Origin of the sequence: Kitasatospora sp. MAP12-44, from assembly GCF_029892095.1 — a bacterium.
GTDB lineage: Bacteria > Actinomycetota > Actinomycetes > Streptomycetales > Streptomycetaceae > Kitasatospora.
This window is the reverse complement of record NZ_JARZAE010000004.1, coordinates 1631207-1644316: the sequence shown is the minus strand read 5'-3', so window position 1 is coordinate 1644316 and position 13110 is coordinate 1631207. Positions and strand designations below refer to the sequence as shown.

Annotated in this window: 11 protein-coding genes and 2 pseudogenes; 3 read left to right on the top strand and 10 right to left on the bottom strand. The window is 71.7% G+C overall.

Translation table 11 applies throughout. From position 1 onward, the window contains the following. Window positions 1–160: 160 nt before the first annotated feature. The gene (locus tag P3T34_RS07995; RefSeq protein ID WP_280665295.1) at window positions 161–2467 is read left to right on the top strand and encodes an ATP-binding domain-containing protein; all 2307 of its coding nucleotides are present in this window, start codon (window positions 161–163) and stop codon (window positions 2465–2467) included. A gap of 17 nt (window positions 2468–2484) precedes the next feature. Here the strand turns inward: P3T34_RS07995 and P3T34_RS07990 are convergent, their stop codons facing one another. Both P3T34_RS07990 and tnpA read right to left on the bottom strand, forming a co-directional pair. Then, on the bottom strand, window positions 2485–3138 hold the full coding sequence (locus P3T34_RS07990) for a 4'-phosphopantetheinyl transferase superfamily protein (protein WP_280665294.1): 654 nt from the start codon (window positions 3136–3138) through the stop codon (window positions 2485–2487). Between the two features lie 163 nt (window positions 3139–3301). Continuing rightward, window positions 3302–3529: pseudogene (gene tnpA, locus P3T34_RS07985) on the bottom strand (IS200/IS605 family transposase); the annotation flags it as partial. A 9-nt stretch (window positions 3530–3538) separates the two neighbouring features. Between tnpA and P3T34_RS07980 the strand changes: the two are divergent. Then, window positions 3539–3763: pseudogene (locus P3T34_RS07980) on the top strand (zinc ribbon domain-containing protein); the annotation flags it as partial. Between the two features lie 86 nt (window positions 3764–3849). Then, window positions 3850–4092, top strand: coding sequence for a hypothetical protein (locus P3T34_RS07975; protein ID WP_280665293.1), 243 nt, complete (start codon window positions 3850–3852; stop codon window positions 4090–4092). Between the two features lie 46 nt (window positions 4093–4138). Here P3T34_RS07975 and P3T34_RS07970 read toward each other — a convergent pair whose 3' ends face one another. The 8 genes from P3T34_RS07970 to P3T34_RS07935 all read right to left on the bottom strand — a co-directional run bounded on the left by P3T34_RS07970 (window position 4139) and on the right by P3T34_RS07935 (window position 13076). Then, window positions 4139–4567 (bottom strand): hypothetical protein, encoded by a 429-nt coding sequence (locus tag P3T34_RS07970; RefSeq protein WP_280665292.1) that lies wholly within the window; start codon window positions 4565–4567, stop codon window positions 4139–4141. Between the two features lie 26 nt (window positions 4568–4593). After that, a complete protein-coding gene (locus P3T34_RS07965; protein WP_280671891.1) occupies window positions 4594–6603 on the bottom strand; it encodes a galactose oxidase early set domain-containing protein in 2010 nt (669 codons plus the stop codon). 86 nt (window positions 6604–6689) lie between these two features. Next, window positions 6690–8291 (bottom strand): glycosyltransferase family 39 protein, encoded by a 1602-nt coding sequence (locus P3T34_RS07960; RefSeq protein WP_280665291.1) that lies wholly within the window; start codon window positions 8289–8291, stop codon window positions 6690–6692. Between the two features lie 163 nt (window positions 8292–8454). After that, window positions 8455–9693 carry a glycosyltransferase gene (locus tag P3T34_RS07955; protein ID WP_280665290.1) on the bottom strand — a complete coding sequence of 413 codons (1239 nt, stop codon included), beginning with the start codon at window positions 9691–9693 and terminating at the stop codon, window positions 8455–8457. A gap of 186 nt (window positions 9694–9879) precedes the next feature. Then, complete coding sequence (locus P3T34_RS07950; protein ID WP_280665289.1) at window positions 9880–10926, bottom strand: inosamine-phosphate amidinotransferase 1; 1047 nt, start codon at window positions 10924–10926, stop codon at window positions 9880–9882. Between the two features lie 43 nt (window positions 10927–10969). Then, window positions 10970–11806, bottom strand: a complete 837-nt coding sequence (locus tag P3T34_RS07945; RefSeq protein WP_280665288.1) for an S-methyl-5'-thioadenosine phosphorylase — start codon at window positions 11804–11806, stop codon at window positions 10970–10972. Next, on the bottom strand, window positions 11803–12498 hold the full coding sequence (gene mtnC, locus P3T34_RS07940; protein WP_280665287.1) for an acireductone synthase: 696 nt from the start codon (window positions 12496–12498) through the stop codon (window positions 11803–11805). Before mtnC ends, P3T34_RS07945 begins: the two co-directional genes overlap by 4 nt. Beyond that, window positions 12495–13076, bottom strand: coding sequence for a cupin (locus P3T34_RS07935; RefSeq protein WP_280665286.1), 582 nt, complete (start codon window positions 13074–13076; stop codon window positions 12495–12497). Before P3T34_RS07935 ends, mtnC begins: the two co-directional genes overlap by 4 nt. Window positions 13077–13110: the final 34 nt, after the last annotated feature.

Here is a 13110-nt window from a genome sequence, read left to right as displayed (position 1 = left end):
AGAGGGGGTTACCTGAGATTACCCACTCCTCTCCACTTCCAAGATATAGCGCACCATGGGGCTTGCGGCAAGGCCCTGGTCATGCCGCAGAATCGTTGGCCGAGGCCAGGACCTGCGCAAACGGGAGTCCGAACGCGTGTTGCACGAAAGCGAGTCACCCATGGACCCCACATCGACCAACCCGGGCGACGACGGCGCTCAGCCCTCCGGCGGCTGGCGGGCCGCCGAGCTGCGAGCGGAGAACGCGTACGTCGGTCAGTTGTACGACCGCCTCGAAGCCCAGCGCGAACTCGCGGCCACCCGGCTGCGCGAGCTCCATCTCCAGGACAAGGGCGGCACCCGCCAGTCCCGCATGGAGCGCGACACGCTGGAGATCCACCACACCCACCGGCTGTCGGAGCTGTACGCCGCCGAGTACGGGCTCTGCTTCGGCCGGATCGACAGCGCCGACGGCGAGCGGCGGTACATCGGCCGGATCGCCCTGGCGGACGAGGAGCACGAGCCGCTCCTCACCGACTGGCGGGCGCCGGCCGCGGAGCCGTTCTACCGGGCGACGCCCGCCGCGCCCGGCGGTGTGGCGGGGCGACGGCACCTGCGGTGCAAGGGCCGGACCGTCGTCGACTTCGACGACGACGCCTTCGGCGTGGGCGCCCTGGAGGGCCGGGACAGTTCCGAGCTCAGCGGGGAGGCCGCCCTGCTCGCCTCCCTGACGGCGGCCCGCACCGGGCGGATGGGCGACATCGTCTCCACCATCCAGGCCGAGCAGGACCGGGTCATCCGCTCCGCGCTCGGCGGCGTCCTGGTCGTGCAGGGTGGTCCGGGGACGGGGAAGACGGTGGTCGCCCTGCACCGCGCCGCGTACCTGCTCTACACCCACCGCGACCGGCTGGCCAAGCGCGGCGTGCTGGTCATCGGGCCGAACACGATGTTCCTGCGCTATATCGATCAGGTGCTCCCCGCGCTCGGCGAGAGCGAGGTCGTGCTGAGCAGCATCGGCGAGCTCTACCCGGGCGTGACCGCGACCGACACCGAGCCGTCCGAGGCGGCCGCGGTCAAGGGCGACGCCCGGATGGCGCGGGTCCTCGTCGCCGCACTGGAGGGCCTGCGGCAGCTGCCGGAGGACTCCTTGACCATCACCGTGGGCCGAAGGTCGCCCTACCACGAGGAGTTGGAGATCAGCCGGGCCCTGTGCGAGCGGGCCCACGCCGCCGCGCGCCGGACCGGCGAACCCCACAACCAGGCCCGCCCCGACCTGGTCGAGCGGCTCACCTCCGAGCTGGCCCTGCGGATCGCCAGGGACCGGGGCGGGGAGATGGACCTGGACGACGTGGCGAACCTCGCCGACGCGCTCGTCGACGAGCCTGAGGTGCAGGCGCTGGCCGAGAAGCTGTGGCCGCTGCTGAGCCCGGAGCAGCTGCTCACCGCCCTGCTCGGCTCCCCGGAGCTGCTGGCGAGCGCCATGCCGGACTTCTCCGAGGCCGAACGCGCCGCACTGCTGCGCCGGGGTGAGGACGCCGTCGCCTGGACCACCGCCGACGTGCCGCTGCTCGACGAGGCAGCCGAACTGCTCGGCCCGCTGCCCGGCAGCAGCAGCTCCCGCAAGGCCGAACTCGCGGCCGAGGAAGAGGAGTTGGAATTCGCGAAGGTGGTCCTCGAAGACTTCGGGGTGGGGCTGGTCGAGATGGACGCGCAGATGCTGGTGCGCCAGTACCGCGGTGAGGAGACGCTCCGCCCGCTGGCCGAGCGGGCGGCCGAGGACCGGACCTGGGGCTTCGGGCACGTGATCGTGGACGAGGCACAGGAGCTGTCCCCGATGGCCTGGCGACTGCTGACCCGCCGCTGCCCGGGCCGTTCGATGACCATCGTGGGCGACCTGGCGCAGACCGGCGCGGCGGCCGGGCTGAGCTCCTGGGGCGAGGCGCTCGACGAGTACACGGCGGGACGCTGGCGCACGGTGGAGCTCACCGTCAACTACCGCACCCCGGCCGAGATCATGCAGGTCACCGAGGGCGTCCTGCGGGCGCTCGACCCGGCGCTCACCGCCCCCCGCGCAGTGCGCAGCGGCGGCGTCCGGCCGTGGAGCCTGCGGATCCCCGAGGACGACCGAGGACCGGCGCTACGCGCGGCCGTCGAGGCGGAGATCGCGGCACTGGACGGCGGCCGGATGGCGGTCATCCACGCCCCGCAGTGGCCGGACGAACTGATCGGCGCGCTGGCCGAGTTGGACGGTGTCACGATCGCCGGCGACCCGTCGGCACTGGATTCGCCCGTCGTCCTGATGACGGCCGCCCAGGCCAAGGGACTTGAGTTCGACGCGGTTCTCGTCGTGGAGCCCAGGGAGATCCTCGCGGCGCACTCCCGCGGCGTCAACGACCTCTATGTCGCACTCACCCGCGCGACGAGGAGCCTCGGGGTCATCCACAGCGGGGAGCTGCCGCAGTTGCTTGAGGGCCTGGACCCGCGCTGACCGGGGGGCTTGCGGAGTCAGCCCAGGCCGCGGATCCGGACGCGCGCCGCCGCCGCGCCCGGGCCCGCGGTGGCGACCGCCACCATCAGGCCGTCGAGCACCCCGGCCCCCGCGGCCAGCGGCTCGCCCCCGGGGGCGGCGGTCAGCGTCAGCGTCAGGTCCGCCGTCGGCCAGGCTGCGGGCAGGGCCGAGGGCAGGGCTACCTCGCGCAGCAGGCCGGCGCCGCCACCCAGCCCCTGGCCGAGCGCCTTGGCGAAGGCCTCCTTCTGGGTCCACAGCCAGAGGAACGCCGTGCTCTGCCGCTCCGCCTCCCACCCATCGACCCACGCCGCCTCACCCGGTGGGAACCAGCGGCGGGCCAGCGCCCCGGCCGCGAGCGGACGGAGCGAGCGGAGCGGCTCGACGTCCACGCCGACCGCCAGCTGCTCACTCGCCGCCGCCGCGATCGCCGTCCGGGTGTGGCTGAGACTCACCCGCACCCCGGCCCCGCTCACATACGGTCGCCCGCTCGCCTCCCGCCCGAGCCGCAACCGCTCGACGGGCACCCCGCAGACCTCGGCCGCCAGCCGCAGGGCAAGCGCCCGCGCCGCCTCCCGCTCATCGCCGCCGACCCGTGCGACCAGCACGTCGACCAGTGGTACAAGGGGAGTTGGCGCATCAGTCGGCAGCACCCCGCCAGCTTAGTACGCCGGCGCGGGCCCTCTCCCGGCACTGCGTTCAGTGCCACGGTCTATCTCTGATCTTGGCCAGTGCTCCGCCGTTTGCGGCGGAAGTGAAGGCCGTCCTTGGTCCGGAGGTGCGAAGTGCTGGAGCGCTCTGCGCCTGCGGGGGCGGTCAGCTGGGCCGCTGCTGGCTCTCGATGTACCGGTGGACATCGGTCAGTGGTGCGCCGGCGCAGGACCCTGCGAAGTAGGAGCCGGACCAGAAGTGGCCGCCCCACAGGTTCCGGCGGACGTGGGTGCCGTACTCCTGGCGGAGGTAGCGGGAGCTGACGCCCTTGAGTGAGTTGACCAGCTTGGAGAGCTGGACCTTGGGCGGGTAGTGCACCAGCAGGTGGACGTGGCCCTCTGAACCTCCCAGCGCTGCTCGGCGTGCGGGATCACCACGCCCGGCAGCCGCCAGACACAAGCCCTGTTCGCGTGCAAGAATCTCAGCTGCGGTTGGAGCGGCAACGCCGACTGGAACGCGGCCCGCAACATCCTGCACCTTTACCGGACGGGCCACGCGCTCATCCCGGCTGCCGGAAGGGCAGTCGTCAGGCGCGCCAAGCGCGTCAAGCCCACTGCCGCAAGGTAAGTAGGAATCTCCAGGCCTTGGCCAGGAGAGCACTTCAAGCTCCGAGTTAGGCATCGCATCGGATGTCGGAGGCCGAGGGAGGGCTAGTGGGCGGGCACAAAGTGGTGGGGTCATGGGCACGCTTCACCTTCGATCCGAGCCACTCGGTGGGCCTGTGGGGACTCATGGTCGTGGTGCTGGAGATCATCGCGCTGGCCGTCCTGGTGACGGGGGTGGCGGTGATCAGGTCCACCTCTCGGGCGGCGGGAAAGCCGGTCGACTACCTGCCGGGCCCGCTGATCCTGCTGCTGGGCCTGGCGATCGGCCGACTCGGCTTCTGGCTGATCTGAACCTGAACCCCCCACCATGGGTGGGGGGTTCAGATCACGGCGAAGCTCAGACCCCGGCGTCCCCATGGTCGCAGGCGGTGCCGTCGTGGTTGGTGTCCAGGTGCAGCCGGTCGCGGCCGTGCACGGCGAGCGCGGGGTAGCCGTGCGCGAGCAGCCAGCGGCAGCCGTCGCCCGGGGCGGTGCCCGCGTCGGCGGGCAGGGTCCACGGGACGCAGACGCTGATGTCCCCGTAGGCGTGGTCGCAGCCGTCGGCGCCGGCCTGGATCCGGACCGGCGTGCCGGCGGCCGGCCGGGCCTGCTGCCTCGCCTGCACGGGCAGGCCCTGGGCGAAGTCCATGATGTGCGGGGCGGGCCGCTGCTGCCGGGCCTGGCCGGGCGGCGCGGGGTGCGACTGGGCGCTGCCGGTGGGCAGCGTCAGGGCCACCGCGAGCCCGGCGGCGACGGTGCCGAGCAGCACCATCTTGCTGGTGTTCATGCTGATCTCCTTTCTCCGCAAGGGAGTTACATGAGGTGGACCCACTGCGCGACCGACGGCACACCGTTCGCGTTGACCGTGAAGAGCATGTAGTAGCCGGGCGGGGCGAGGTTCGGGTTGCTGGTCACGTTGAGGTTGACGCTGCCGTCGCTGTTGACGGTCAGCGGCAGGTCCACGAACCGCTGGTTGGGGTCGGAGGAGTGCGTGACGGCGGCCGGGCGGATCAGCTCGGCGCGCACGATCGGCGCGTCCACCGTGATGTGCTGGCTGGACCCGTAGGACCACATGGAGTTGGCCACGCTGGTGATCTGTGGCCGGGCGCCCTGGTAGAGGTAGGGCGGGGTGTAGATCGACACATGCATGTTGAAGGTGCCGTTGCCCGGGTTGTCGCCGACCGTCATCACCCGGCCGTCGGGCAGCAGGAACGAGGCGGAGTGGTAGGTCCGCGGGATCGGGTCGGTGGCCATACCCGGCGTGAAGGTGTTGCTGGCCGGGTCGAACATCGACGCCTCGAAGACCGGGTCCGCCCGGTTGTGCAGGCCGCCGTTGGTCTCGAAGACCTCGCCGTTGGGCAGCAGCACGGTCGAGACGTACATCTTGCCCTGCGCTGCGGTCTCCATGCTGCCGTCCGTCATCGTGCCCTGCGGCAGCAGCGGACCGGGCATGTACATCGGGCTGGCGGCCTTGAGGTCGATGATGTCGGTCTGCCGGCCGGCGTCCACGTTGGAGACGATGTTGCCGCCGCCCACCGTGAGCACCCGCTGGTCCTGGGCCGGCGGCAGCAGCACGCTCATCGACTGGTCGCGGGTGTCCTTGCTCTGCAGCCCGGGGACGCTGGTGATGGTGTTGGCGTTGTAGTCGTAGATCGAGGCGCCGGAGCCGGGGGTGCCGTTGCCGAAGACATGGCTGCCGGTGTAGAAGAGCCGGCCGTCCTGCATCAGCACCATCGAGGGGTACAGGCCCCAGAACGACCAGCTCTGGTGCACCTGCGAGGCCGGCTGCCACGCCTGCGCGGCGGCGGAGTACAGCTCGGTGGTGACGCTGCCGCTGGAGTCGCCGCGCAGGCCGCCGAAGCTGATGATGTCGCCGTCGCCCATCTCGGTGGCCGAGGGGTACCAGTGGCCGTCGTTCATGTCGTTGGTGCGGGTGTAGCTCTCGGTGGCCGGGTCGAAGACGTACCCGCTGGAGAGCCCCTCGTAGCCGTGGCTGCCGTCGGCGGCCGGGTAGGACTTGGTGCCGCCGAGCACCAGCACCCGCCCGTCCGGGAGTTGGACGTGGCCCGAGCAGAACAGGTCGGCGGGCGTGGGGATCTGGGTGAACGAGCCGCTGGCCGGATCGTAGACGGCCGAGGTGAAGGTGCCGGCGGCGAAGGCCATCGGGTCGTTGCCCGAGCCCGCCATCAGCAGCACCTTGCCGTTGTGCAGCACGATGGCGTGCATGCTGCGCACCGGGTTCAGGAACGGCATCACCTGCCAGGAGCCGGTGGTGCAGGCGGCGCCGGCCGTGCAGACGTTGGCGGTGGCGGGCACGGTGGCGTCCGTCATCGTGTAGTCGTCGGTGGTCAGGGTGCCGCTGCCGTAGACCGTGACGCCCCAGGTGATCTGGTCGGTGTTCGGCGGGACCACCGGGGTGCGCACGTTGGCCTGCGCGTACGTGGCGGTGACCGGCAGGGTCTCCAGGTCGGTCCAGTACTGCCAGCCGGTGGCGACATCGTGGCGGAACGCGGTGACCACGGTGTTCGGCGTCGTCGTGGTGTACCAGACGCCCAGGTCGTACTGGTGGTTCGGCGTCACCGCCGGGGCGCAGGACGGGTTCTCCAGCATCATCGCCTTGCGGTCACCGGAGGTGACGTTCGCGACGGTGATCTGCATGGCTCGGCTGCCGCTGTGCGCGGCCGAGGTGACCGAGTAGTTGACGGTGCCGTTGCCCCAGCCGGACTGCTCCCAGCAGACCGGGAAGCCATTGGAGTCCAGCGACTCCAGGCCCGGGTTGGCCAGTAGGTTGACGCCGGCCCAGGCGGGCTGCGCGCCGAGCATCAGGGCCAGCAGCGCGAGCACTGCGGCATAGACGGGCGCCGCGGGGGGTCGGGAGGTGCGTATCACAGGGGGCACTCCTCTCCAGTTCAGTTGATGGTGTGGTCGATGCGGCGGACCTCGATCCGGTCCGCCGCCGTGCTGCCGAAGGAGGCGACGGTGGTGGAGTGGGCGAGGGCCGCGCGCACGGTGGGCAGGGCGCTGGGATCCTGGCGCAGGGTGGGGGTCGAGACGATGTAGTCCAGGCTGCGCCAGCCCTGCGGCAGGGTGGCGGCGACGGCCGGGTCGAGGTCGACCTTGTAGAACCAGATCACCCCGGTGCCCGGGCGGAAGCCGTCGCGCACCAGGTCGAGCCAGAGCGCGTCGTCGACGGTGATCCGGGTGTGCGCCGGGTCGGGGAGGTTCGCGCGGATCCAGCGGGCACAGGCGTCGTACGGCGCGTTGGCGTCGACGGTCAGCGCGGTGCGGTCCCCGGCGTACCAGCGCGGCACCGTCCAGCCGGCCGCGAGGACGGCGGCCAGCGCGAGGACGGCCCAGCGCAGCGGGCGCAGCCCCAGCCGGGGGACGGCGCGCAGCACCTGGCGGGCGAACAGGTGCGCGGCGCCCGCCAGGCTCAGCGCGAGGAAGGGCAGCGCCTGGATCACGTACATCGCCGGGAGGTAGCCCGCGCCCGGCCGCAGCACCACCGCGACCAGCAGCAGGACGGCCAGCGCGGGCGCGCGCAGCCGGCGCGAGCCCACCACCGCCAGGGCGGCGCCGATGCCGCCGAAGATCAGTATTCGGTCGTAGTAGAGCCAGGAGTCCAGCACCTGGCGGGAGCCCGAACCGGGCGTCAGCACCGAACCCGAGCCGACCCGTTGGAGCTGGAAGAGCACCCCGCCGAGCAGCGACACATGGCCCGGGCCGGGCAGCAGTTCGCCCTTGAGCAGCGCGTACAGCGGGTAGCCGAGGACGAGCAGGGCCAGCGCGCTGCCGAAGCCGACCAGCGAGAACTTCCGCGTGCTGCGCCCGCTGTGCTGCCAGAGCAGCAGGACCAGCGCGGGCAGCACCACCGCGATGGTCTCCTTGGAGAGCACCGCCACCCCGGCGCAGCCGCCGGCCGTGACGTGGTGCCACAGGTGCTTGCGCGGCGAGGTGGCCAGAGCAAAGGCCGCGAGTATCCAGAGCACGGCGAAGTTGTCGAGGAAGAGCTCGCGCTGCAGGCCGACCGAGAGCGGGGAGAGCCCGAAGAGCAGCACGGCGAGCGCACCGGCCCAGCGCGGCAGGCCGAGCCGGCGGGCCACCAGGTACAGCAGCAGTGCGCTCGCGGCGGTGACCGGGATCATCGCGACCCGCAGCTCGGCGGTGAACAGGTGGTCGGGCGAGGCGAACAGCCCGGGCAGCCAGGAGAGCACCGCCAACTGCACCCAGCCCAGCGGCGGGTGGTCGTACCAGTAGGTGTAGGGCGCCAGCCCGTGGTGGTGCTGGACGGCCCAGGCCTGGGCCAGGTAGGTGCCCTCGTCGTCGCTGACACCGGGGAAGCCGGAGATGTTCCACCACTGGACGGCGAGGACGGCCGCGGTGGCGCCGACGGCGGTCCAGGTGTCCGGGCGGGCCAGTCGGCGCAGCCGGCCGACCGGGCGCTTCTGCTGCGCCGGCCGGGCTTTCGCGGTGGCGTGCGGCGGTTGGGAGGTGTCCAGGAGCGCGGTCAAGGCGGCGGTTTCCCTTTCCGGGGTGGCCCACTGGCGGCAGGCGTCGAAAATCGGACCGGACGGCTACGGACTACCGTTTTCGGCCACAATGGAGCGTGCGCGATCGATGCTCGGCGGATTCCGGGTCTGGCATGGACCGCCAGGCCATCGGACCGTCAGGCGGTCAGCCCAGGTGTGCGCCGACGTGTCTGGTCAGCTCCCAGGCGCTGTTGCCCCGGTGTTCGCGCCAGACCGCGCGCAGGGCGGCCCCGGCCAGGACCACCTGGTAGAGCGGGCCGCCGGCGATCAGCTTGAGGTAGTGCACGGGCCGCACCGGCAGGTCGTACTGCACGCCGAAGTCGTGCAGGGCGACGGCCTCGAAGGCGAAGGTGGCGAGCGCGGGGACGGCGGGCAGGAAGGAGAGCAGCGCGACCGAGACCGGCAGCTTCACGGTCAGGGCGAGGGCGAGGTCAATCGGGATCACCACACCGGAGAAGGCCTGCAGGAACGGTGTGGTGAGGGTCCACCGGGCGAGCATCCGCTGGCGCAGCGAGGGCAGCCGCTTCCACTCCTTCTTGCGGTAGACCTGCAGGAACCCCTGGTTCCAGCGGGTGCGCTGCTTGAGCAGGCTGTACAGGGTGTCGGGGGTCTCCTCCCGGGTCACCATCGCCGCGTCGTAGGCGACCACCACCTTGGCGCCGCTGCTGGAGAGCCGAACGCCCAGGTCGCAGTCCTCGGCCAGGCAGTCCTGGTCCCAGCCGCCGGCCGCGCGCAGCACCTCGGTGCGGACGAAGACGGTGTTGCCGCCGAGCGGGATGAAGCCCTTGCTCGCGTGCAGGTGCAGCCGGCTGCGGAACCAGAAGAAGTACTCCAGGCAGTTGCGCAGGCTGTACCAGCTGGAGTGGAAGTTGATCAGCTGCACGCCGCCCTGCACCACGGCGGCGCCGCTGGCCCGGAAGGCGTGGTCGACGTGGGCGAGCAGCTCGGGGTGGACCTGGTCCTCGGCGTCGAAGACGCCCACCACCTCGCCCCGGCAGCGCGGTAGCGCGGTGTTCAGCGCTTTTGGCTTGTTCTTGACCTCGTGGGTGTCCGTGACCACCCGCACCCGGTCCGGTCGGCGCTGGGCCAACTCGGCCGCGACCGCGGCCGTCAGCGGGTCGTCGTGACCGACGATGACGAGGATCTCGTACTCGGTGTGGCTGGACTCCAGCAGCCGGTTGACCGTGTGCTCAAGGACGGCCTGCTCATGGCGAGCAGGCACCAGTAAGGAGAACCCCAGGCCGCAGACCCCGTCGGCGACCGCGAAGCTGGTGGCGGCCAGCGTCTCCGGGGTCCGCCAGGCGTGCAGCATCCACCAGAGGGTGAGTGCCGCCATCCAGAAGAGTGTTCCGGACACGACGATCATGAACACAGAAACCGGCATCGTTCCCCCCATCGGCCATCGGCCGACGTCTCACCCCCGGACCAAGACTGGTCCCGCCGAACATTAAATACCTTTAATAAAGCTGATGGTGACGTTTCCTCAGAAATCGGCGACTGTTCGTGGAGGAGATGTGTTTCCGGCCGGTAAACGACGAGTTGGGCCGGCCTGCCGGCCGGCCCTGCTCGCTCAGGAGGAGTAGTCCTCCAGCGAGCCGCGCCGGCGGATGTCGAGCGAGACGCAGTGGAAGCCGCCACTCAGCGTGCGGGCCTGGCGCATCCGCAGCGGTGCGACCTCGATGCCGTACTTCTCGATCTCGCGGATCAGCGGCCCCTGCTGGTCGTTGACGACCGCGAGGTCGGGCCGGACCATCACCAGGTTCATCCCCTGCCAGATCGAGGCGCGCGGATAGGGCCCGACATAGCCGGTGTCGCCCATCTCGGGACACCAGATGACGTCCCAGTTCTTGAAGCAGGCCGGGATCTGCGCCACCGCGATCCGCTCGGGGTTGAGCAGCACCAGGCCGGGCCGCAGCACCGTGATGGTGGTGTCGATATGCGTCCCCTGGTAGGCGTCGCGGACGAAGTGCACCCGGTAGTCGTCGCCGAGCACCTGCTGCAGCCACCGGCCGCCCGACTCGTTGCCGCTGCAGGAGACCAGGTAGACGATGTCCCGGCCGACCCGCAGCACGTTGGCCGCGTCGAAGACCGGCTCCAGGTCGGCCAGCGCCAGGCCCGAGGCGGGGCGGACTCGGTAGGTGTCGTCCAGCAGCCGGGGCTTGGGCGCCGAGATCCAGCGGGCACCGCTTCTGAAGTACTCCAGCAGGATGTCCTTGTAGGCGAGCGGCTCGAAGTAGCGGGTCCGCAGCACCATCGGGGTCTCGATGACGGTCTGCCCCACCGGCAGCAGCACGTCGCGCGGGCAGTAGTTGTACTCGCCGTCGGCCGACCAGTCGGGGGTGGCGAAGCGGGCCGCGTGGTCCGTGACGGCGGGCCGGCGCACCACGACGCCCTCGCCCTGGAGCAGTTCGACGAAGGCCTGCAGGTCCTCGGTGGCCTGCTCGACCACCTGCCTGCGGTACGGGCCGGTGGGGATCTGCTCCTGGGTGTCGTGGTGCTCGCTGTAGTCGAGCGCGAAGAGGCCGCGGTCGGGGGAGGGCACGCGTGCGCCGTCCGCCACACCGACGATCATCTCCTCCAGCGGATCCCACTCGTTGTGCACGTCGACCAGGGACATCGGCAACTTCCTCACGGTGTTGGGTGGGTGGGTGGGTGGGTGGTCAGGGCAGCGGGAAGGGCAGCGTCAGGCCGTCGTGGGCACGGCTGCAGGCGCAGTCGCGCTCGGCGGGCAGGCGCGGGATCACGGCGAGCAGCAGGTGGCGCAGCCGCTCCATGTTGCGGGCGAAGGCCTCGAACACGTCCGCCTGGGTGACGCCCGCGCCGGCCTCCGCGCCCGCGTCGAGGTCGGTGACCAGGGCGATCGAGGTGTAGCAGAGGGCGAGTTCGCGGGCCAGCGCCGCCTCCGGCAGGCCGGTCATATTGACGATCGGCCAGTCGTTGCGCGCGTACCAGCGCGACTCCGCCCGGGTGGAGAAGCGCGGGCCCTCGATGACGACCATCGCGCCGCGCCCGACCACCGAGCTCACCCCGCTCTCCGCGGCCGTCTTGAGCACCGTCTCGCGACCCGCCGCGCAGTACGGGTCGGCGAACGGGACGTGCACCGCGCCCTGGTCGAAGTACGTCTGCACCCGGCCCGAGGTGCGGTCCACCAGCTGGTCGGGGATCACCAGCGTGCCCGGCCCGTAGTCCGGGCGCAGCGAGCCGACCGCGCAGGGGGCCAGCACCTGGCGCACACCCAGCGAGCGCAGCGCCCACAGGTTGGCGCGGTAGTTGATCCGGTGCGGCGGGAACTCGTGGTCCCGGCCGTGCCGCGGCAGGAAGGCGACGCCGCGCCCGCCCACCTCGGTCACCATCAGCGGGCCCGACGGGTCGCCGTACGGGGTCCGCACCGCCACCTCGCGGGCGTCCGGCAGCAGGGAGTAGAGGCCGCTGCCGCCGATCACGCCGATCTCGGGGCTGCTTGCGCTTGTGCTTGCGCTTGCGCTTCCGGTCGTCACTGCGCCTCCAGAGTGGTCAGGTCCAGGCCGTCGAAGCCGCCGACCACCCGGTGGCCCGCCAGCGGCGTCGCGGACCCGTCCGGGCGCCGCACCCCGAGGGTGCGCAGGCCCGCCGCACGGGCGGCGTCCAACTCGCCCTGGTGGTCGGAGCAGAAGAGGATCCCGTCCGGCGCGGCGGCCAGTCGGGCGGCGATCTCCCGGTAGGAGCCGGGCTCGGTCTTGGAGCCGGGGGAGCGGGTGTCGAAGTGCTGGGTGAAGTGCTCGCGGAGGTCGCCGGCGCCGGTGTGCCGGAACCACTCCCGCTGCGCGAGCACCGAGCCGGAGGAGTAGACGTGCAGCGCGGCACCCTGCTCGCGCCAGCGCCGCAGCGCCGGCGGCACGTCCTCGTACACCTGCGAGCTCAACTCCCCGGCGGCGTAGCCCTGTTGCCAGATCAGCCCCTGCAGGGTCTTCAGCGGCGGCGCCTTGACGTCCCGGTCCAGCCAGTCGAGCAGCACCCGGTGGACCTCGTCGAGCGAGGCCGCGGGCCGCCCGGTCCGCTCCCGCACCTCGGCGACCACCGCCGCGACGTCGGGCAGCGGCAGCTCCAGCCAGTCGCGCAACCGCCGGCGCGCGTACGGGAACAGGACGTCCCGTACGTGGGACAGCGAGCTGGTGGTGCCCTCGATGTCCAGCACGACGTGGCCGATCATCGGCGCTCGGCCAGGATCCGGTCCAGCGTGGGGAAGCGCGAGGCGATCGACACCTCGCAGAAGTCGCCGACCCAGCCGTCCGCGCTCTGGAAGAACCGTACGGCCGTGAACTCCGGCTCGCCGCCCATATCGAACCAGTGGGCGGTGCCGGCCGGGACCGACAGCAGGTCGCCCGCCTCGCAGACCACCGCGTGCACCAGCGGGCCGAGGTGCAGGTAGAAGCAGCCGCGGCCGGCGGCGAAGAAGCGCACCTCGTCCTCGGCGTGCCGGTGCTCCTCCAGGAACTTCGACCGGGCGGCGCGCGCCCGCTCGGGCCAGCCCGGGTCGGCGGGGTCCGGGCGCAGCCGCGCGACGTCGATCAGCGTGTAGCCGCCCTCCGCGCCGACCTTGGCGATCTCGGTGCGGTACGCGTCGAGCACCTCGGCGTCGCCCGCGTCGGCCGGCAGGCCGCGTGCGGTGTCCCAGCGCTCGTAGTGGATGCCGTGCTCGGCCAGGGCTGCGCCGATCTCGGCGGGGTCCTCGGTGAGCAGCACGGCCGACTCCGGGTGCTCCTCGTGCATGGTGCGCAGCAGCGTCATCGCGTGGTCCCTCTCATGGCTCGGCGTCTTGGCT